Source organism: Cupriavidus gilardii (assembly GCF_008801915.1).
GTDB classification, from domain to species: Bacteria; Pseudomonadota; Gammaproteobacteria; order Burkholderiales; family Burkholderiaceae; genus Cupriavidus; species Cupriavidus gilardii.
In genome coordinates this window covers 165,900-184,343 of record NZ_VZOV01000010.1, presented here as the reverse complement: position 1 = coordinate 184,343, position 18,444 = coordinate 165,900, and the positions used below count along the sequence as shown (strand labels likewise).

The following is an 18,444-nucleotide window of genomic DNA, read 5'->3' as shown; positions in this document are numbered from 1 at the left end:
TGGCGCAACTCCGGCCCTCGCGGGCCTGCGCGTGCTGCGCACTTGCCCAAGGCCGGGTGTGTGGAGGTGGGAGGGAGGCGGTCTTGCTGTTCCCTTCATCGTGCCACGGCGTTCTCGCCGTCAAGGGCTGCGCGCCGATGGCGCTTGCGTCCGGCGGCCGTCCTTGACCCCTGACTGCTGCGCTGCGCCGTGACTTCGACGGTTCCGGGCAATTCCGCCCTTGCAACCGGAGAATCGTCATGAACGACAAATCACACGTTTCCCTCGAACAGCACGTTTGCCTGGTCTGCGGCACGGCGTTCGATACCGGCGCGATCCTGCTGGACAAGCGCCTGCGCGCGAGCATGGAGCGCCACACGGCGACCGGCTGGGGCCTGTGTCCCGAGCATCAGAAGCTGTCCGATGACGGCTTTGTCGCGCTGGTCGAATGCGATCCGCAGCGCAGCGGCGCTCAGGGCGGCGGGTGCATGAAGCCCGAGCAGGCGTATCGCACGGGCCGGCTGGCCCATCTGCGGCGCTCGGTGTTCGCGCAGGTGTTCAACGTGCCGATCGCGGAGAAGCAGGCTTGCGTGTTCGTTGAGCTTGGCGTGATCGACCAGTTGCAGTCGATGACGGCAACGGCGACGAGCTGATCGCGCCGCGCTGCCTTCGGTGCGTCGTCCCTGCGGGATGGCGCACTTTCTTCTGCTGCGCTGGCACGTCACTCCATTTGTGGCAAAGCATTATTGCCGTTAGACGTATCCCCCCTAGGGGGATACAATTTCCGTATGACGGAATCACACAAACACACCAGTCATCCTGCCCTTGTGAAGCGGCTCAAGCGTGCCGAAGGCCACCTTCGACACGTTATCGGCATGATCGAGGCGGAGGAACCTTGCCTCGATATTGCCCGCCAGCTTTCAGCGGTTGAAAGCGCGGTAACGGCAGCAAAGCGTGCTCTGATCCACGACCACATCGAACATTGCCTTGACCATGACGCCGCTTCCGTCATGGGCGAAATGAAGGCACTCGCAAAACTCCTATGAGGCCGACTTATGCTCGCTGTCCTTAAGAACCGCACCTATCGCCACCTGTTCGCTGCGCAAGTGATCGCGCTAGTGGGCACCGGCCTGATGACTGTGGCGCTGGGCCTACTCGCCTACGAACTGGCGGGCGCGGACGCCGGAGCGGTGCTTGGTACGGCGCTGGCTATCAAGATGCTTGCTTATGTCGGCATCGCCCCGATCGCTCAGGCGTTCGCCGACCGCTTGCCGCGTAGGTCGCTGCTGGTCGCACTTGACCTGATTCGAGCCGCCGTGGCTCTCTGCCTGCCCTTCGTCACCGAGGTCTGGCAAATCTATCTCCTGATCTTCGTGTTGCAGGCGGCTTCTGCCGGATTCACGCCGACCTTTCAGGCGACCATCCCGGACATCCTGCCTGACGAGGAGGAGTACACGAAGGCGCTGTCGCTCTCGCGGCTGGCCTACGACCTTGAAAGCCTGGTTTCCCCGATGCTGGCGGCTGCGCTGCTGACCATCATCAGCTTCCACAACCTGTTTGCCGGGACAGTGCTTGGCTTCCTTGTCTCGGCCGCGCTGGTGGTCAGCGTGGTGTTGCCCGCCTCGACACCCGGCCCACGTCGCGGCATCTGGGAGCGCACCACGCGGGGCGTTCGCCTCTACCTTGCAACGCCGCGGCTGCGGGGACTTCTGGCAGTTAGCCTTGCCGTGTCAGCAGCAGGCGCGATGGTGATAGTGAATACGGTGGTCATCGTGAAGGCACGCTTCGGCCTTGGCGAAGCAGAAGTAGCTTGGGCTTTGGCGGCGTTTGGGGGCGGCTCGATGATCGCTGCATTTGCACTGCCTGGGCTGCTCAACAAATTAGCGGATCGACCTGTCATGGTCACGGGAGCGGCGGTGCTGGTTATCGGTACGGCCATCGGGGCGCTGATTCCGTCTTATGTTCTGTTGCTTCCACTTTGGCTGGTGATTGGTTTCGGCTACAGCGTGGCACAAACGCCTTCTGGTCGGCTGCTGCGCCGTTCCGCCCATGCCGAGGATCGGCCTGCGCTATTCGCTGCACAGTTTGCGCTGTCACATGCCTGCTGGCTGATCTGCTACCCGCTGGCGGGACGCTTCGGTGCTGCCTTTGGACTGCAATCAACCTTCATCGTTATGTCATTGATTGGCCTTGCCGGTGTAGTGCTTGCGCTAATGCTTTGGCCTGCCGGCGATCCATCGGATATCGCCCATGACCACCCGGATCTACCGCCGGATCATCCGCATATGCGCGAACATTCAGGCCAGGGCCGACACCACCACCTTCTGATCGTGGACGACCTACATCAAGGTTGGCCACGCATGTAGCGTTGTGTCCTTCGCCAAACGCGATCTAACTTGACCAAGGGGGCTTCGGCCCCCTTTTTGCTGCGCCCGGTGGCGCAACTCCGGCCCTCGCGGGCCTGCGCGTGCTGCGCACTTGCCCAAGGCCGGGTGTGTGGAGGTGGGAGGGAGGCGGTCTTGCTGTTCCCTTCATCGTGCCACGGCGTTCTCGCCGTCAAGGGCTGCGCGCCGATGGCGCTTGCGTCCTGGCGGCCGTCTGCGACCCCTGACTGCTTGCGCTGCGCCGTGCCCCGGAAGGGTCGGGCAATTCCGCCCGGCAACCTTTCAGGAGTTCACCATGAACAACGTACTCATCACTGCCGAGCAGCGCATCGTGCTGCTGGCCAACGGCCGCGCATCGCTGGAGAACCCGGACTTCGATCCGGCCCCGGTGGTCAAGCTGTTCACGCCAGACGGCGGCGCGACCTGGCTGCTGACCGAGATTGATCCCGATGACCACGACCACGCTTTCGGTCTTTGCGACCTGGGCCTGGGCGAGCCGGAAATCGGCTGGGTCAGCTTGAACGAGCTGGCGAGCTTGCGCGGCGGGCTGGGCCTGCCGATCGAGCGCGACCTGTCTTTCCGGGCAGAGAAACGTCTAAGTGGCTATGCGCGTGATGCGCGGCTGGCCGGGCGAATCGTCGTCTGACTTTGCCCTTGGAGCGCCGCAAGGCGCTCCTTGCGCTTTCTCGACCATCACAGGAGATCAATGCCATGAGCAGCCATCACGACTACATCATCGAAATCACCGCGCAACACGATGCGCTCAAGCCATTCGCGCCGGAGAACGGCCAGCCGCTGCGCTTCAAGATCGGCGATGCGGTGATCTACACCAACGAATACGGCGTGCAGTTCCGTCGCTGCGTCACCGGGTTCTACCGGCCGAGTGGCCTTTGCGGTCACTACGCGCGTGGAGCGCGCTATCTGCTGAACTCGACTTCGCCGTGGGTGCCGGTTGCGGAATCCAGCCTGCGTCCTGACGACTCGGCCTGATGCCTTCGCGCCCCTTCCGGGGCGCTGCGCGCTTCGCTTGCCTCTAGGGGAAAGCTCTGTACGGGCTATCCCCGCCGCGCGATGCTTGGCCCCCCTAAAAGCCGCCGAACCGGCTGCGCCGGCTCGGCCAGAAATCCGCGGCCACAGCAGAACCCGCTTTCCGATGCGGGGGGCGTGTTGCGTCTGGTGCTCATCGAACCTTGAAGGCTGGGCGTCCCCGGCCACCTGGGAGATGGCCGGTCGCGCTGTCGTGCGCGTAGCGCATCGAGCCGCCTGCGGCGTCTCGCCCCATTCGGGCTTCCATCGTTCCCTCGCTCCGCTCGGCTGACGCCTCCGGCCCGGCTTCCAGATCCGGGCCTGCGCGCTTCGCTTGCCGTGCGGTCAGCGCAAGGGGGAAGGCCGTTGCCTTGTCCAGCCGTCTCCCCTGACTTCATCACCTTCACCGCGACTGTAGCCCGCGCCCGTGTGCCGTCAAGGCGCGCAGGGCCGTGTCCTCGGCTGCGCCTGCGGGCCGCACCAACCCTGCGCTTGCCTCCTTGACGGCATCCGTTCGCGCGCTCCTGACCGTCGCGGGCGATGAACTCAGGAAAGACGGTGGCAACAGGGCCAACCGGGTTCCTCGTGCCGACCGCACCGAACAGCCGAAAGGCTGGGCTTCCGAATCTAGGAATCCGGTGTGCGGTGTGAACAGCAAACCTCTTTTTGTCAGGAGAAAGATCATGCAACTCGCATCCCGTTTCGCTTCCCGTTCCCCGGCACTGCGCAGCGATTACCCGCTGACCGATGACCAAATCCGCAGGGTGGCCCCGTCCATCTTCGCGGACGCCCCGCACGAAAGCCGCTCCGAGCGGTACGCCTACATCCCCACCGCGACCGTGTTGCAGGAACTGCGCGGGGAAGGCTTCGAGCCTTTCATGGTGTGCCAGACCCGCGTGCGCCACGACGACCGCCGCGACTACACCAAGCACATGATCCGCCTGCGCCACGCCAGCCAGATCAACGGGCGCGAGGCCAACGAAATCATCCTGCTGAACTCCCATGACGGCACCAGCAGTTACCAGATGCTGGCCGGAATGTTCCGCTTCGTGTGCAGCAATGGCCTTGTGTGCGGTGACACCGTGGCCGACGTGCGCGTACCCCACAAGGGCGACGTAGCCGGGCACGTCATCGAAGGCGCTTACGAAGTCCTGCACGGTTTCGACCGGGCGCAGGAATCGCGCGATGCCATGCGCGCCATCACCCTCGACGCCGGGGAATCGGAAGTGTTCGCCCGCGCCGCGCTGGCCTTGAAGTACGACGAGGACAAGCCCGCACCCATCACGGAATCGCAAATCCTGATGCCGCGCCGTGGCGACGACGACCGCCGCGACCTGTGGAGCGTGTTCAACCGCACGCAAGAAAACCTCATCAAAGGTGGCCTGTCCGCCCGCGCCGCCAATGGCCGCCGCCAGACCACCCGGCCCGTGCAGGGCATCGACCAGAGCGTGCGCCTGAATCGCGCCCTGTGGCTGCTGGCCGATGGCCTGCGCCAGCTCAAAGCCTGAATCCCCACGCGGCAGGGGCAGGCAGCAGCCCTTGCCGCATCCCTCGCTGCTGCATCCCTGAATCGTTTAGGAGTTGTCACCATGAACGCCGTAACCCAAACCGAAGCCCGCGCCATCGAAAACGCCGCACCGCTGGAAATGGCCGACCCTTCCAAGAACCTGATCTTGGTTGCCCTTTCGCAGTTGCTGCCGCGCCGCTCCAAGCGCAACGCCCGCAAGATGCCGCGCCTGTCCATCCCCGAACTGGCCGCGAGCATCGCCCGCATCGGCCTGCTGCAAAACCTGATCGTGATCGCATCCGCCGATGGCGAGCATTACGAGGTGGTGGCCGGTGATCGCCGCTTGACCGCCTTGAAGCTGCTGGCGAAGAAGCGCCGCATCCCCGCCGACTACGAGGTACCTTGCCTGCTTGTGGCCGATGGCAGTGCCCGCACCGTCAGCCTCGCCGAAAACCTGATGCGCGAGCAGATGCACCCCGCCGACCAGTTCGAGGCGTTCGCCGCGCTGGTCAAGGAAGGCCGGCCCGTCGAGGACATTGCCGCCGACTTCGGCGTGTCCCCGCTGGTGGTGCAGCGCCGCTTGAAGCTGGCCCACATCGCGCCGCGCCTGATGGCCGACTACCGCGCCGGAGCCGTCACGCTGGAACAGTTGATGGCCCTGACCATCACCGACGACCACGCCGCACAGGAAGCCGCGTTCTATGGTGCGCCGGAATGGCAGCGCAGCCCGTCCGCGCTGCGCGCACGCCTGACCGAGCGGGAAATCGACGCCACGCACGCGCTGGTGCGCTTCGTCGGGCTGGACACCTACCGGCAGGCAGGCGGTGGCATCCGCCGCGACCTGTTCGCCGAAGGCGATGCCGGAACCTACCTCACCGACGCCGGGGTGCTGGAAACTCTGGTGCGCGAGAAGCTGGCAACGCTGGCCGAGGACGTGCGCGCCGAGGGTTGGGCATGGGTGGAGGCCGTGCCGCATCTGGCCTACGAGGAACGGCAGGCGTTCCAGAACGCACCGCGCCACCGCCGCGAGCCGACCGCCCGCGAGGCCCGCCGCATCGCCTCGCTGGAAAACCGCCTTGAAAAGATCGACGCAGAACTGGAAGAAGCCTGCGACGCCGAGGACGAGGCCAAGGCCGAGAAGCTGGAACAGCGGCGCGATCAGGTGATCGGGGAACTGCAAGACGCGGAGGACGCCTTACAAGGCTATGCGCCCGAGGTGCGCGAGGTGGCCGGTGCCATCGTCACCATCGACCGCAACGGCGAGGCCGTCATCCATCGCGGCCTGCTGCGCGAGGCCGAGGCCAAGGCGCTGCGCACGCTGGAAAAGCTGCGGCGCGGTTTCGGCAACGCCGAAGGCGAAGCCGACAACGACGAAGGCCACGACGCCGACGACGCGCCCAAGGCCGCGAGCCTGTCCGACCGGCTGGCGCAGCGGTTGAGCGCACACCGCACGGCGGCGCTGCAAATCGAAGTGGCACGGCATCCGCAAGTGGCGCTGGCCGCACTGGTGCATGGCATGGTGCAGAAGGTCTTGCAGGACAGCTACTACGGCAACGACCAACCGCTGGGCGTGCGCGTGACGCTGCAAGACCGGCTGGAAGGAATGGCCCCGGACTGGCCGGAATCGCCCGCCGCCGTGGCGCTGCGCGAACTGCAACAGGTGGCCGGTGAAGGCTTGCCGCAGGACAGCGCCGAACTGTTCGCCGCGCTGCTGACGAAGCCGCAAGACGAACTGGTCAATCTGCTGGCCGTGTGCGTGGCTTCCACGGTGGACGTGGTGACGCCTCGCGCCACGCCGCACCACCCCGGCGAGGAACTGGCGCAGGCCGTGGGCCTCGACATGGCCGCATGGTGGCAGCCGACCGCAGAAGGCTACTTCAAGCACGTTCCCAAGGCGGCAGTCCTGCAAGCCGTGGGCGAGTACGCACCCGAGCAGGTTTCCCGGCTGGCGAAGTTGAAGAAGGCCGACATTGCCAGCGAGGCCGAGCGGCTGGCGAACGGCAGCGGATGGATGCCCGCCATCTTCAAGGCAGAAGGCGCGCAGGAAACCACGCAGGCAGAACCGCAGGCGCAGGACGACGCCCCGGAGGAAGCCGAGGCAATGGCGGATGAACCCGCCGTGGCGCTGGCCGCTTGACCCGCACCGACAGCAAGCGCCCCTGCCTCGACCGGGGCGCTTCGCTGGAAGGAGAACACCCCCATGACCCGCACCACCACCCGCCGCCCACGCATGGCGGCAATCTACGCCCCCGGCACAGTACGCGCCCGCCGCTGGCATGGCGATGGCGACGTGCGCGGCTACCGTCCGCCGTCGGGCTGGTCAGCCCGCGCCGACCTCACCGACATTCACCCCATCACGGGCCACGCCTTGCCGCGTGCCGTGTGGTGGATTGTCGAAACGAAGGAATAACCACGATCAGCCCCACGCCCATGCCGTTCCGACTTGGGCGCGGGGGAGACGCAAAATCCGGGCGCGGCGGTGGCCGCGCCCGGTTTCAAAGCCCAAAGCCAGAACGCCCCTTCGCCGCCTTCGGGCAGGTGGCGAAGGGGCGGCGCACAAGCGCCCTTGTGCGCGGGAAACCCGCGAAGCCATCAGTGCGTCGGCGCACAGCGCCGACGACATGCCGAACGCGCCCCGCCGCAATGGGCGGGACTTGTGGGGCTACGCCCCGGCTTGCTGCGGCAGGTTGCACGAAAGCGTGCCGTCCTCGACGCTGGCGGTTCGTCGCCTGTACGTCACGAAGGGCGGCTCACCGACACACCGCCCGACCCTGCAATGGAGCTTCCACGCCACGCCTCACGCAAGAGGCCGCCTGCTACGTCAGGGGCGCTTGCGGCCTTGTCTCCGGGTGTTGTCCTTGCCCGTGTCAGGGCGCAGGCCGGTGAAGCCGTCGCGCGGAGATGCCGAGTCGGCCATGTCTCCATTCGGGAGCGGGCGGCCAGTACGTCCTTGTGTTGTTGTGAATCCTGGCGGTGGCACGGCTGCGCCTTGGGCTTCATGGCCGCAACCTTCCAGCGAAAACAATTTCCCCGCCGCTGCGCGGCTTCCTCGCGCAGCAAATTCTTTTCGCTTCCAGGTTCTCCACGTTGTTGCGACCGCTGCGCGGTGCGGCCAGCCCATCCCCCGCCGGACGGATCACAACAAGGACGCACTGGCGCGACCTTGTTCAACCCGAAAGGAGAAATCATCATGGCTAACATCGGCACCTTCACCGCAGACAAAGACGGCTTCACCGGCCAGCTCCGCACCCTGACCCTCAACGTCAAGGCCAAGCTGGTTCCCAACGACAAGGGCGAGAACGAAAGCGCCCCGGACTTCCGCCTTCAGGCGGCCGGCCACGACTTCGGCGCGGCGTGGAAGAAAACCAGCGAGGCCGGGCGGGATTACCTGTCGGTGGCCATCGACGACCCTTCGTTCCCGGCAACGGTCTATGCCCGCCTGATCGAAGGCGAGAACGGCACGCACGACCTGATCTGGTCGCGCAGCAAGCCCAAGGCGGCCTGACGGCCGCCCACAGCGCCCCGCCCATTGCGGCGGGGCGCTGTGCTGCTGATCGCAGCATCGCCTGCACAGGGTTTCGGCGGTTGCCTCATGCCCGGCATGTTCAGGGCTGGCATCGCATTGGTGATGGTTGGATGGCACGAAGCCCGTGGCAGCAGGAACAGCATGGCGTGTCGGCGCGGTGCGCCGCCGGGCTTTCGGGCTGCGCCCCATGCCGCCAATGGCGTCATGTCCATTCGGCTTCAATCCCTCACGCCTTCGCGCCTGGCGGCGCTGCGCGCTTTGCTTGCCTCCAGGGGAAAGCCCTGCGGGCTATCCCCGCCGCGCTGCGCTTGGCGCCCCTTGAACACCGCCGAACCGGCTGCACCGGATCGGCCCGCCTTGCCCGGCCTGCGCCTACGGCTGGGCCGCTGCTGCTGCGAGCTGGCTTTCAGCCTCGCTCATCAATACCGCCGTGCTGCATTCGAGCGCGCCGGCGATCTTGAAGATAAGTGCCAGCGTGGGCATGTGTTCGCCGCGCTCGACCTTGCCCATGTGCGAACGCTCGATGCCGGCCAGGTGTGCCAGCGATTCCTGCGCGATCCCTCGTTCCGTCCGTAGCGCGCGCACCGCCGCGCCGAAGGCTTGCGCCAGTTCGGCATCGAAGGTGGTGGCACCGGCCGGGCGGCCAGGTTGGACGGATCGCTTCTGCATGGACAGAAGCGTCAAATCGCAGGACAATTAAAACCACGTTATCTTTAACTCAGTGCCCAAAAATCGCTGTTCCGTGCTTTTACGGAAATCCGCATTTACGGATTTCCACAGAACCGGGGAATCGCATCCGTGTCTTTCCGGCTTCCTGCAATTGCGCTTCTGCGCTTTCGTTCTTCTACGGATGCGATGGCTTGTGCATCCGTGTTTCCACACGCATGCACGGTTCCGTGGGAGTTCTGCCCATGACCCTGCAGCTTGTCACCGCTGATGAACGCGCTCGGCTGCTGGCCCACGGCGAGGCGCTCGCCGCTGGCCAGCGCCTCGACCCGCTGCCGGTGGTGCGCCTGTTTACCCCCGACGCGCATGTGACCTGGCTGCTGGTGTCGCTCGACCCCGCCGATGGCGATACGGCCTATGGCCTGATCGACCTCGGCATCGGCATGCCCTCGCTGGGGACGGTCAGGCTGTCCGACCTGGCCGGCATCGTCGGGCCGCGCAAGTTGCCGGTGCGGCGGGATCGGTATTTCCAGGCGGTGCGCCCGCTGTCGGAGTACGTCCGGCTGGCGCAGGAGAATGACGCGATCACGGACTGATGAACGCCAGCGCGGCACGGCCAGCCGGGGCGCACTGTGACTATTTCAGTCCTGGTCAAGACCGGGTAGGTCTGAATCGGCATTGATGCACTGAAGCGATGCCAGTCTGACGCAAACAGTCCTGATCTTTGGCGCGGGCTGCGGCACGGTATCCGGTGCCGCGCACCATTTCCGGGTGGCGCAGCCGTCGCATTCAGACGATTTCCCCAACACGCCGGAGCCAAACGGTCTTGACACCGACAGTTACAGCTTAACCGTTTTTGATGATGACCTGATGGCGTTTCGATAGCTCCCGCATCGCGGAAATCGTGGCGACGCATCCCAAGCACAGGGAGCTTTCGCCATGACTGATCGCAGCGCCGACCACTGGTATCCGACAGCCGCCTATCTCTACGTCCTGCACCTCAACGGCCCCGCGCTGGCTTGGGAATACCTGCGCAGGAATCCCGATTACCGCCGCGACTGGCTGCGCCGTCGCCGCTGGCCGGACGCGGCGCAGGCTTGGAGCCTGCGCCTGCTGGAAGACCCAGCCTTGGATGCGCGCGACGCGCATCCGGCCTGGTTCCCTGACCACGATGCCGTGGTGCAGCTCTATCCCGACGCCGACCCGCCACCCGAAGCCCATGCCTTCGAGTTCTGGCGCGTTCCCGGCCGCAAGCAACTGATCCACGACGGCAAGCGCCTGGTGCTGGTGTCGCATTGGCCCGGCTGCTGCCTGCGGCTCGCGCTCGCGCAGGGCCTGGAAGACGGCGTGGCCTACCTCTACGCCACTCGTGCCTGCGCCACGCCCTGCGCGCGCTATCGCACGCTCGCGGCTGAACTCGACGCCCTGGCTGCCGCCACGGTTGCCGCGCCTGCGGCGGCGGCCCGTTCGCGGCCCACGCCTGCCGCACTGCTGGAGCTGCACACCTTGCAGGCGCTCGACGCGACCCTGGCGGGCGCGTCCTTGCGCGAAGTGGCCGAAGGGCTGTTCGGCGTGGAGGCCGTCGCGGCCAACTGGCACAAGGACGGTGCCTTGCGCGCCCGCGTGCGCCGGCTGGTGCGCCGTGGCGATGCGCTGATGTGCGGCGGCTATCGCCGCCTTGCACAGCTTCCGCCACTGCCGTTGCAGTAGGGGGGACGTTTCGCAGCCCCTGCAATTCGTCCCTTAGCAAGAAGCCTCGCTTTCTTGAAAGTGCCTCCATCCGGCCGCGTGGTGTGGCCGGGCTTGATGGAGGTTCATCCCATGCGACCAGCTCCCTTGCGGCCTGCCGCCACTGTCTCGACCGCTGCCGCGCAGCCGCAGCGTTACCTCACCAACGACGAAGCCGCCGAGTACCTGCGCCTGTCGCCGCGCACGCTGGAGAAGCAGCGCGTGATCGGCGGCGGGCCACGCTTTCGCAAGTTCGGCCGGCGCGTCATGTACGCCGTGGCCGACCTCGACGCCTGGGCGGCCGACCGCAGCTTCGAGACGACTTCCGATCCCGAGTACGCCGAGCACCACTCGGCGGACAGCCGTGCGCGCTGATCGCTGGCGCGCGCCAGGCCACAGCCATGTCCATCTCCGCGCTGCCATTTCGGCAGCGGCCCCCGCAAGAACGCGAACAGCTCGACCTGTTCCGCGCCTTGCCGGGCGACATGGCACCGCGCGACAGCCAGGACTTGATGGCCTATCCGTTCTTCTCGCTCGCCAAGTCCAAGCGGGTCAAGCCCATCGACTTCCGGGCGGGCAACGTCACGATCCGCGTGGAAGGCACGCAGGAGCATGGCATCGCCACGATTTGGGATGCCGACGTGCTGATTTGGGCGGCCTCACAGATCGTGGAGGCGAAGGATGCGGGCCTGCGGCCTTCGCGGCTGATCCGTGCGACGCCCTACGAGATCCTGCGCTTCATCGGGCGCGGCAAGTCGCTGCGCGACTACCAGCGCCTCAAAGCGGCCTTGGATCGCCTGCAATCGACCACGGTGGCCACGTCCATCCGCGAGACAACCGGGCGGCGTTTGCACCGCTTCTCGTGGATCAACGAATGGAAGGAACTGGCCGATGCCAGCGGCACACCGCTGGGCATCGAGCTGATCTTGCCGGACTGGTTCTATACGGGCGTGCTGGATGCCGCCCTGGTGCTGACCATCGACCCGGCGTATTTCCGGCTGACCGGCGGCATCGAGCGGTGGCTGTACCGCCTGGTGCGCAAGCACGGCGGCAAGCAGGCATACGGCTGGCAGTTCGACTTCCGCTACCTGCACCAGAAATCCGGCAGCACCGCCAAGCCCTACGACTTCGCCTGCGACCTGCGCGCGCTCGTCGCGCGGCAGTCGCTGCCCGGCTATGTCCTGGGCATCGAACGGATGCCGGACAACGGCATGGAACTGCTGACCTTCCGGCCCGTGCCGCATACGGCACGGGGATAACTCGGGGAAAGCCTGTGAATGGAGTCGTGCTATCAGGCGTGCGGGGTATCGTGCTATCAGGCGTGGGACTATCGTGCTATCAGGCGTGCCAATCGGCCGAAAACCCGCGCCAGCACTGGGTTTGCGCGCCCTCTAACTTCCCTAACTTAATTTCTCTAACTTTTAGTAGGGAAACGCCGCTGCGGTGGATAACCGCCACGCGGCCACAAACGCAGCAGCAACAGCCGGGCTTTCCAGCAGGGAGGGCCGCGTCATGATCGTTGCTCTGCTCAACCAGAAAGGGGGCGTCGGCAAGACCACGCTCGCCACCCACATCGCCGGCGAACTGGCAATGCGTGGCCAGCACGTCGTGCTGCTGGACGCCGACCCGCAGGGTTCATCGCTGGACTGGACGCAGCGTAGAAGCCAGCAAGGCTTGCCACGGCTGTTCAGTGCCGTGGGCCTCGCACGCGAAACGCTGCATCAGGAAGCGCCAGAGCTTGCCAGGCGGGCCGATCACGTCGTCATCGACGGCCCGCCGCGCATCGCCGCCTTGGCGCGCTCCGCGCTGCTGGCGGCCGAGCGCGTGCTGATCCCGGTGCAGCCCAGTCCCTACGACTTATGGGCCAGCGCCGAGATGGTGGCGCTGATCCGCGAGGCGCAGGTGTTCCGGCCTGCGCTGCGCGCGGCCTTCGTCATCAACCGGCGCATCAGTACCACCGTGATCGGGCGCGAAGCGCGCCAGGCGCTGGCCGACCAGCCGCTTCCTGCGCTGCGCGCGGAAGTGCATCAGCGCATCGTGTTCGCCGACAGCGTGGCCGCTGGCCGGCTTGCACGCGAGACGGCACCGGTCAGCGCCGCCGCGCGCGAAATCACCGCCCTGGTGGACGAACTGCTGCGGTGGACGACATGACAGCGAAGCCACCACAGAGCGGCAAACGCACGGCAAAACGCGTCGGCATCGGTGCGCGTCCTCCTGCGAATCCGCACGCCGAGGCGTGGATTCGCCAGGGCGATGCCGATGCGCTGGGCAAGGGCGACCTCTACACGGCTCGCCTCACGCTCGACATCACGCCCGCACTGCGGGCGCGCATCAAGGTATCGGCCTTCACGCAAGGCGTGACCGTGGCCGACCTGCTGCGCGGCCTGCTGGAGCGGGAGTTTCCCGAGAACCGCAGGGAGAACACACCATGACTGCATCCACTGCACCTGCTGCCGCGCCTGCCGCTGGCGCGGCCACGGCTGCGCCACAGCCATCATTCATCGCACCTTCCGGCCAGCCCGCCAGCGCGCCGCTGACGCGCGTGGCGCTGGCCTACATCGAGGCCCGTTTCAAGCTCTACCTGCGCTTTGGCGAACCCGCGCGCACGCACCAGCTCGACCGCTGGCGACGCTGCGCCATGTTCCTGCCGGGCGCTGTGTTCTGCCGCGTGCGCTGGCAGGCCAACGACTACGGCACCGTGCGCTGGCAGCTCATGGTGATGCAAGCCTGCACACCGCTGGACGCGGCGCAGCGCATCCCCGGCGTGCAGCCTGGCGCGCGCCTGCTACTGCACGCCGAGGGCGACGGGCAAGTGCGCGCCGTGCTGGAACGCATCGACGCCATCGAGGCGCTGGGCATCGCGCCTGTCGCCGTCTCGCCCGCGTACTGGCGCACGCTCGCCAACCGGCTCGCTGCGCGCCTGCCGCTGCCCGAGTACACCGCCGAGCGGCACGCCGCCTGGTTGGCCGGGAGGGTGCTGCCATGACCGCCGTTTCCACTGGCGCCAACACCACTGGAAAGGCGCCGCGTCCTCGCTCGCGCCAGCGCGCTCGCATCGTGCTCGCGGGCTTCGCCGCCTGCGGCCTTGCTGCGCTGGCCTGGGCGTCCTTCGTGCATCCGATGCCGCGCCTGATCTACAACCCGTCCGACAGCGTTCCGGTGGGCTGGTATCGCATCGCGCCACCCGATGCGCCGCGCGTCGGCTCCATCGTGCTGACCACGCTGCCGCCAGACGCCGCCGCGCTGGCCGCGCAGCGCGGCTACCTGCCGGCGCGCGTGCCGCTGCTCAAGCGCGTGGGCGCGGTCGCGCCGCAGGAGGTGTGCGTTGCCAGCGGCATCGTCCGCATCGACGGCGTGCCTTCGGCCGCCGCGCTGCCCGCCGACCGTTGGGGCCGCCCGCTGCCATCCTGGCAGCAGTGCCGCCGCCTTGAACCCGGCGAGCTTTTCCTGTTGAGCGTGACCAACCCGTCGTCGTTCGACAGCCGGTATTTCGGCCCGGTTGCCGCATCCGCCGTGATCGGCGTCGCGCACCCGATCCGGCTGGAGGCCCGCCCATGATGGCCGCCGACTCGCTGCACGTTGTCGTGCATCTTGTCGTGCCATTGGGCGTGCCGATCCAGTGGCTTTCGGCATGTCGTCGCGCGTGCAGTGCGAGCGCCGATCCTACGTATCGGGTGCCGCACTTCGCGCTGCCTTCCCATGTGCAGGCGTCTTGCCTCGAACGCTGCCGGCCTATGGCCGTCGCCGCGTTCGCCGGCGCGCTGGCTGCTCGCGCAGCAGCGCCGCCGGGCCGCCGCTGCCCGGAGCGCCAGCGAGGGGCAAAGGCGGAAGGCAAGACAAAAGGACGCGGCACCGGGCCGCGTCGAAAGCCAGTCTGCACGTGGGGTTGGCGCGGCACGGCGCGGCTTTGCCGCCGTGCCGCGTGGGGCGCGAGGCCCGCGCCAATGCAGGCATGTCCGCGTGCTTCGCACGACAGGACACGCCAGAGCTTGCAGGGAGCGCAGCCATGAGCGACCGCCGCGACGACGATTTCCGCGTGCGCCCCAGCGCCCCGAAGAACCGGGGCAAGGGCCAGGGACAGAGCTTCGTTTCCAAGGTGCTCAAGCAGACGGGCAAGGCCAGCGGCGGCAAGTCCACGGTGCGCCGTTCTGGCGCAGCGCGTGGCACCGGCCAGCGTCCCGGCTCGCGCCTGGGCCGCGGCCATACGGCGGCGCGCTTCGCGGGCGCGAAGCTGACACCCATGTCGCGGCGCGTGACCATCAAGACGCTGCTGGTCAACCAGCGCCAGGCCAGCCCGCAATCGCTCGCCAAGCACCTTCGCTATATCGAACGTGATGGCGTGGGGCGCGACGGCGAGCCGGGCCAAGCCTACGGGCCGCAGACCGACGCCGCCGACCTCGACGCCTTCAAGGAACGCTGCGCCGACGACCGGCACCATTTCCGCTTCATCCTCTCGCCCGAGGATGGCGCGGAACTGGAAGACCTGCGCACCTATACGCGGCACCTCATGGGCCGCATGGAAGCCGACCTGGGCACAGGCCTCGATTGGGTGGCCGTGAACCACTGGAACACCGACAACCCGCACATGCACATCGTCGTGCGCGGGCGCGACGACACCGGCAAAGACCTCATCATCGCGGGCGACTACATCGCCGATGGTTTCCGCCACCGCGCCGCCGAGCTGGCGACCGAATGGCTGGGGCCGCGCACCGAACTGGAGATCCAGCAGACTTTGCAGCGCGAGGTGGAACAGGAACGGTGGACGAGCCTGGATCGCACCTTGAAGCGCGAGGCCGGCGACCATGGCCTGGTGCATGTCGAACGGCTCAACGAACCCCGCTTGCAGCGCCAACGCCTGCTGCTGATCGGCCGCCTGCAACGCTTGCAGCGCCTGGGCCTGGCCGACGAGACGCAGCCCGGCACCTGGGCCGTCCATGCCGATGCGGAAAAGACCTTGCGCGCCCTGGGCGAGCGCGGCGACATCATCCGCACGATGCAGCGGGCCATGCGCGGCGAGCCGCGCGAGCTGGCGGTGTTCGAGCCTGGAGACGATGGCCGAACCATCCTCGGGCGCGTGGCCGCGAAGGGACTGGCCGACGAGCTGCGCGACCGGGGCTATCTGGTCATCGACGGCGTGGACGGCAAGGCCCACTACGTCGCGCTCAACGCCCGCGACGAGCTGGCGAACTATCCGACCGGGGCCGTGGTGGAGGTGAAGGGATCGGCCGACGTGCGCGCGGCCGACAGGAACATCGCCGCGCTGGCGAGCGATGGCCTGTACCGCACCGACCATCACCTCGCCATCGCGCAGGGCCAGGTCGTCCCCGGACGCGACCCGCAGGAGGTTGTGGCGGCCCATATCCGCAGGCTGGAAGCCCTACGCCGGGCGGGCATCGTGGAGCGCGTGGCCGAGGGGCTATGGAAGGTGCCGGGCGATCTGCCCGAGCAGGGCCGCCGCTACGACGCGCAGCGCATGGGCGGTGTGGCCGTGGAGCTGAAATCTCACCTGCCCATCGAGCGGCAGGCCCGCGTAATCGGGGCCACCTGGCTAGATCAGCAGTTGATCGGTGGCGGCTCGGGCCTGGGCGACCTGGGTTTCGGTAGCGAGGCCAGGCAGGCGATGCAGCAGCGCGCCGACTTCCTGGCCGAACAGGGGCTGGCCGAGCGGCGCGGGCAGCGTGTGATCCTGGCGCGCAACCTGCTGGGCACGCTGCGCAACCGGGAACTGGCACAGGCCGCCAAAGACATTGCCGCCGATACCGGCCTGGAGCATCGCCCGGTGGCCGACGGGCAGCGCGTGTCCGGCATCTACCGGCGCTCCGTCATGCTCGCCAGCGGGCGCTACGCGATGCTCGATGACGGCATGGGCTTCTCGCTGGTGCCGTGGAAGCCGGTGATCGAGCAGCGGCTGGGGCAGCAGCTTGCGGCAACCGTGCGCGGTGGCGGGGTGTCCTGGGAGATTGGGCGGCAACGCGGGCCTACTGTCGCTTGATTGCCCGCAAGAGCGAGGCGGAGTGCCGGCATGGCACAATAAACCGATTGACGGTCGGTTTTTTCTGGACGATACTCATTAGTTCGAGTCAAAGCTCGGAGCTGACAACCTTGACCAACCACAGCGTACCAACACTTGGCGATCTGGAAATCGCCGTGCTTGAAGACATCTGGCGCTTCGGCCCGTCCGACACCAAGGCGGTTTATTCCCGCATTGGACAGTCGCGCTCGATTTCTTTGAACACCGTGCAATCTACGCTGGAACGTCTATTTCGCAAGGCCATGCTCCAACGCGAAAAGATCAGCCACGCCTACGAATACTCAGCGCGAGTTTCCCGCCGAGAATTGATCCAGAAACTGGTGGAATCCACGGTGCGTCGTGTTGCAGGCCCGCAGCCCGATGCGTTGCTGAGCGCATTTGTCGATCTTGCTGCAAGGGCGGATGACGACCAGCTCAAGAGGTTGGAGGAATTGATCGCACGTCGTCGGGCTGAATTGGATCAGCCGTGATGACGAGCTATGGCCCACTACTTCAGTTTGCATTGCTGTCCGGCTTCGTGCTGGCGGTGACGCTTACTCTGCTGATCGGTGCCTGCGAGCGCCCATTGCGCCGTGCGCTGTCAGGCAAGGCCCCCTCTCAGCGGGCGCGGGTATCTTGGTGGATGCTGGTAACGCCTGCATTGGCGGGTATCACCTACGCGGTGATGACCATTGCAATGCCGTCGATGTTTGACGACTCGGCCCGATTTGCCGCTGCCTGTTCTGCGCATGCCGACACGCTTCTGCATCTGTGCGTTTGGCACCCGAGCAGTAACGGGCAAAGTGCTTGGCTATGGGGTGCATTGGCGTTGCTGGCAGGATATGCAGCTTGGCTGGCGGCGCGGGCCGCAGCAGGTCTTTGGCGCGCTCGTCGAACCCTTGCCTCGCTGGTGCGGCTGAGTGGTCGTCCAGGGCATCCCGACAAACTGCGCGTGCTCGATGTTGAACAGCCTATGGCGTTGGCCTGCGGCGTCGGGCGTGGTCACATTCTGCTTTCAACGTCGTTGATGCGACGACTCAATCCAATGCAGTTGCGCGTGGTGCTCGCGCACGAACAGGCTCACATCGCCAATCGTGATGTTCTGAATCGCTTGACCGCTGCCGTACTGTCCAGCATCCAGTTGCCCGGCGTCCGTCGTCGGTTATTGCGCGATCTGGAACTCGCCTTGGAGCAGCGTTGTGATTTTGCTGCCGCTAAAGAAGTGGGATGCCCTGTCACCGTGGCCGAAACCATCGTTACGGTGGAGAAGATATTTCGGCAACACGCGAGGGAACAGGTGCCGTTGACGATGGCGTTCTTTTCCGATTTTGTCCCTGAGCGCGTTGAAGCATTGCTGTCATCCAGGCACACGTCGATCTCGTATTTGGGGCCAATGCTCGGCATCTTTGTTCTGGCGTTTTGCAGCCTATCTACCGGCTGGCTGCACTTTGTGGCTGAATCTCTCATCACCGTGATGACGAGGTAAGTTCATATGCGCGCGTGCCGTGTTTTTTTGCTTAAAAAACCGATTGCTGATCGGTTTTATCGTGATTCCGCTCCAGCGTGCGTGGGAGGTCGCTGCGCGGAATCGTTTGATCGCCATCTGTTGTCGTCGTGA

21 protein-coding genes are annotated in these 18,444 nt (G+C 66.4%); 20 read left to right on the top strand and 1 reads right to left on the bottom strand.

Annotated elements, in window-relative coordinates; all coding sequences use genetic code 11:
- Nucleotides 1-239 precede the first annotated feature (239 nt).
- The 9 genes from F7Q96_RS14470 to F7Q96_RS14420 all read left to right on the top strand — a co-directional run bounded on the left by F7Q96_RS14470 (nucleotide 240) and on the right by F7Q96_RS14420 (nucleotide 8,401).
- Nucleotides 240-632: a hypothetical protein gene (locus F7Q96_RS14470; protein ID WP_003139163.1), complete on the top strand. Its 393-nt coding sequence runs from the start codon at nucleotides 240-242 to the stop codon at nucleotides 630-632.
- Nucleotides 633-767: 135 nt separating this feature from the next.
- Nucleotides 768-1,025, top strand: a complete 258-nt coding sequence (locus F7Q96_RS14465) for a metal-sensing transcriptional repressor (RefSeq protein WP_025297819.1) — start codon at nucleotides 768-770, stop codon at nucleotides 1,023-1,025.
- A gap of 9 nt (nucleotides 1,026-1,034) precedes the next feature.
- Nucleotides 1,035-2,345 (top strand): MFS transporter, encoded by a 1,311-nt coding sequence (locus tag F7Q96_RS14460; protein WP_003139161.1) that lies wholly within the window; start codon nucleotides 1,035-1,037, stop codon nucleotides 2,343-2,345.
- 313 nt (nucleotides 2,346-2,658) lie between these two features.
- On the top strand, nucleotides 2,659-3,009 hold the full coding sequence (locus F7Q96_RS14455) for a DUF2958 domain-containing protein (RefSeq protein ID WP_016254207.1): 351 nt from the start codon (nucleotides 2,659-2,661) through the stop codon (nucleotides 3,007-3,009).
- 65 nt (nucleotides 3,010-3,074) lie between these two features.
- Nucleotides 3,075-3,353: a hypothetical protein gene (locus tag F7Q96_RS14450; protein WP_003139034.1), complete on the top strand. Its 279-nt coding sequence runs from the start codon at nucleotides 3,075-3,077 to the stop codon at nucleotides 3,351-3,353.
- Nucleotides 3,354-4,072: 719 nt separating this feature from the next.
- Nucleotides 4,073-4,897, top strand: a complete 825-nt coding sequence (locus F7Q96_RS14445; RefSeq protein WP_003139033.1) for a DUF932 domain-containing protein — start codon at nucleotides 4,073-4,075, stop codon at nucleotides 4,895-4,897.
- Nucleotides 4,898-4,978: 81 nt separating this feature from the next.
- The gene (locus F7Q96_RS14440; protein ID WP_003139031.1) at nucleotides 4,979-7,033 is read left to right on the top strand and encodes a ParB/RepB/Spo0J family partition protein; all 2,055 of its coding nucleotides are present in this window, start codon (nucleotides 4,979-4,981) and stop codon (nucleotides 7,031-7,033) included.
- A 63-nt stretch (nucleotides 7,034-7,096) separates the two neighbouring features.
- Nucleotides 7,097-7,306: a hypothetical protein gene (locus F7Q96_RS14435; RefSeq protein WP_016254208.1), complete on the top strand. Its 210-nt coding sequence runs from the start codon at nucleotides 7,097-7,099 to the stop codon at nucleotides 7,304-7,306.
- 780 nt (nucleotides 7,307-8,086) lie between these two features.
- Complete coding sequence (locus tag F7Q96_RS14420; protein WP_016254209.1) at nucleotides 8,087-8,401, top strand: DUF736 domain-containing protein; 315 nt, start codon at nucleotides 8,087-8,089, stop codon at nucleotides 8,399-8,401.
- 393 nt (nucleotides 8,402-8,794) lie between these two features.
- Here F7Q96_RS14420 and F7Q96_RS14415 read toward each other — a convergent pair whose 3' ends face one another.
- Nucleotides 8,795-9,091 (bottom strand): helix-turn-helix domain-containing protein, encoded by a 297-nt coding sequence (locus F7Q96_RS14415; protein WP_016254210.1) that lies wholly within the window; start codon nucleotides 9,089-9,091, stop codon nucleotides 8,795-8,797.
- A 242-nt stretch (nucleotides 9,092-9,333) separates the two neighbouring features.
- On the opposite strand from F7Q96_RS14415, the gene F7Q96_RS14410 reads away from it, so the two are divergent.
- The 11 genes from F7Q96_RS14410 to F7Q96_RS14350 all read left to right on the top strand — a co-directional run bounded on the left by F7Q96_RS14410 (nucleotide 9,334) and on the right by F7Q96_RS14350 (nucleotide 18,312).
- The gene (locus tag F7Q96_RS14410) at nucleotides 9,334-9,684 is read left to right on the top strand and encodes a DUF2958 domain-containing protein (protein ID WP_016254211.1); all 351 of its coding nucleotides are present in this window, start codon (nucleotides 9,334-9,336) and stop codon (nucleotides 9,682-9,684) included.
- A 343-nt stretch (nucleotides 9,685-10,027) separates the two neighbouring features.
- Entirely contained in the window at nucleotides 10,028-10,798 is a 771-nt protein-coding gene (locus F7Q96_RS14405; RefSeq protein ID WP_003139022.1) for a DUF2285 domain-containing protein, read from the top strand.
- 111 nt (nucleotides 10,799-10,909) lie between these two features.
- Entirely contained in the window at nucleotides 10,910-11,191 is a 282-nt protein-coding gene (locus tag F7Q96_RS14400; protein ID WP_003107109.1) for a helix-turn-helix transcriptional regulator, read from the top strand.
- Nucleotides 11,192-11,217: 26 nt separating this feature from the next.
- Nucleotides 11,218-12,075: a replication initiator protein A gene (locus F7Q96_RS14395; RefSeq protein WP_016254212.1), complete on the top strand. Its 858-nt coding sequence runs from the start codon at nucleotides 11,218-11,220 to the stop codon at nucleotides 12,073-12,075.
- Between the two features lie 253 nt (nucleotides 12,076-12,328).
- A complete protein-coding gene (gene parA, locus F7Q96_RS14385; RefSeq protein WP_003139018.1) occupies nucleotides 12,329-12,967 on the top strand; it encodes a ParA family partition ATPase in 639 nt (212 codons plus the stop codon).
- Nucleotides 12,964-13,248 (top strand): hypothetical protein, encoded by a 285-nt coding sequence (locus tag F7Q96_RS14380; RefSeq protein ID WP_016254213.1) that lies wholly within the window; start codon nucleotides 12,964-12,966, stop codon nucleotides 13,246-13,248. Before parA ends, F7Q96_RS14380 begins: the two co-directional genes overlap by 4 nt.
- Nucleotides 13,245-13,802, top strand: a complete 558-nt coding sequence (locus F7Q96_RS14375) for a DUF2840 domain-containing protein (RefSeq protein WP_016254214.1) — start codon at nucleotides 13,245-13,247, stop codon at nucleotides 13,800-13,802. Before F7Q96_RS14380 ends, F7Q96_RS14375 begins: the two co-directional genes overlap by 4 nt.
- Nucleotides 13,799-14,374, top strand: a complete 576-nt coding sequence (locus F7Q96_RS14370; RefSeq protein WP_003139016.1) for a S26 family signal peptidase — start codon at nucleotides 13,799-13,801, stop codon at nucleotides 14,372-14,374. The genes F7Q96_RS14375 and F7Q96_RS14370 overlap by 4 nt, the downstream gene beginning before the upstream one ends.
- Before the next feature lie 448 nt (nucleotides 14,375-14,822).
- Nucleotides 14,823-16,808, top strand: coding sequence for a relaxase/mobilization nuclease domain-containing protein (locus tag F7Q96_RS14360; RefSeq protein WP_016254215.1), 1,986 nt, complete (start codon nucleotides 14,823-14,825; stop codon nucleotides 16,806-16,808).
- 110 nt (nucleotides 16,809-16,918) lie between these two features.
- Nucleotides 16,919-17,317 carry a BlaI/MecI/CopY family transcriptional regulator gene (locus tag F7Q96_RS14355; RefSeq protein ID WP_025297936.1) on the top strand — a complete coding sequence of 133 codons (399 nt, stop codon included), beginning with the start codon at nucleotides 16,919-16,921 and terminating at the stop codon, nucleotides 17,315-17,317.
- The gene (locus F7Q96_RS14350) at nucleotides 17,317-18,312 is read left to right on the top strand and encodes a M56 family metallopeptidase (RefSeq protein WP_016254216.1); all 996 of its coding nucleotides are present in this window, start codon (nucleotides 17,317-17,319) and stop codon (nucleotides 18,310-18,312) included. Before F7Q96_RS14355 ends, F7Q96_RS14350 begins: the two co-directional genes overlap by 1 nt.
- The last annotated feature ends 132 nt before the right edge of the window (nucleotides 18,313-18,444 follow it).

What these genes read in the sequence shown, in the direction of transcription:
- F7Q96_RS14470 (WP_003139163.1), top strand. Translation starts at nt 240, where the DNA reads ATGAACGACAAATCACACGTTTCCCTCGAACAGCACGTTTGCCTGGTC.
- F7Q96_RS14465 (WP_025297819.1), top strand. Translation starts at nt 768, where the DNA reads ATGACGGAATCACACAAACACACCAGTCATCCTGCCCTTGTGAAGCGG.
- F7Q96_RS14460 (WP_003139161.1), top strand. Translation starts at nt 1,035, where the DNA reads ATGCTCGCTGTCCTTAAGAACCGCACCTATCGCCACCTGTTCGCTGCG.
- F7Q96_RS14455 (WP_016254207.1), top strand. Translation starts at nt 2,659, where the DNA reads ATGAACAACGTACTCATCACTGCCGAGCAGCGCATCGTGCTGCTGGCC.
- F7Q96_RS14450 (WP_003139034.1), top strand. Translation starts at nt 3,075, where the DNA reads ATGAGCAGCCATCACGACTACATCATCGAAATCACCGCGCAACACGAT.
- F7Q96_RS14445 (WP_003139033.1), top strand. Translation starts at nt 4,073, where the DNA reads ATGCAACTCGCATCCCGTTTCGCTTCCCGTTCCCCGGCACTGCGCAGC.
- F7Q96_RS14440 (WP_003139031.1), top strand. Translation starts at nt 4,979, where the DNA reads ATGAACGCCGTAACCCAAACCGAAGCCCGCGCCATCGAAAACGCCGCA.
- F7Q96_RS14435 (WP_016254208.1), top strand. Translation starts at nt 7,097, where the DNA reads ATGACCCGCACCACCACCCGCCGCCCACGCATGGCGGCAATCTACGCC.
- F7Q96_RS14420 (WP_016254209.1), top strand. Translation starts at nt 8,087, where the DNA reads ATGGCTAACATCGGCACCTTCACCGCAGACAAAGACGGCTTCACCGGC.
- F7Q96_RS14415 (WP_016254210.1), bottom strand. Translation starts at nt 9,091, where the DNA reads ATGCAGAAGCGATCCGTCCAACCTGGCCGCCCGGCCGGTGCCACCACC.
- F7Q96_RS14410 (WP_016254211.1), top strand. Translation starts at nt 9,334, where the DNA reads ATGACCCTGCAGCTTGTCACCGCTGATGAACGCGCTCGGCTGCTGGCC.
- F7Q96_RS14405 (WP_003139022.1), top strand. Translation starts at nt 10,028, where the DNA reads ATGACTGATCGCAGCGCCGACCACTGGTATCCGACAGCCGCCTATCTC.
- F7Q96_RS14400 (WP_003107109.1), top strand. Translation starts at nt 10,910, where the DNA reads ATGCGACCAGCTCCCTTGCGGCCTGCCGCCACTGTCTCGACCGCTGCC.
- F7Q96_RS14395 (WP_016254212.1), top strand. Translation starts at nt 11,218, where the DNA reads ATGTCCATCTCCGCGCTGCCATTTCGGCAGCGGCCCCCGCAAGAACGC.
- parA (WP_003139018.1), top strand. Translation starts at nt 12,329, where the DNA reads ATGATCGTTGCTCTGCTCAACCAGAAAGGGGGCGTCGGCAAGACCACG.
- F7Q96_RS14380 (WP_016254213.1), top strand. Translation starts at nt 12,964, where the DNA reads ATGACAGCGAAGCCACCACAGAGCGGCAAACGCACGGCAAAACGCGTC.
- F7Q96_RS14375 (WP_016254214.1), top strand. Translation starts at nt 13,245, where the DNA reads ATGACTGCATCCACTGCACCTGCTGCCGCGCCTGCCGCTGGCGCGGCC.
- F7Q96_RS14370 (WP_003139016.1), top strand. Translation starts at nt 13,799, where the DNA reads ATGACCGCCGTTTCCACTGGCGCCAACACCACTGGAAAGGCGCCGCGT.
- F7Q96_RS14360 (WP_016254215.1), top strand. Translation starts at nt 14,823, where the DNA reads ATGAGCGACCGCCGCGACGACGATTTCCGCGTGCGCCCCAGCGCCCCG.
- F7Q96_RS14350 (WP_016254216.1), top strand. Translation starts at nt 17,317, where the DNA reads ATGACGAGCTATGGCCCACTACTTCAGTTTGCATTGCTGTCCGGCTTC.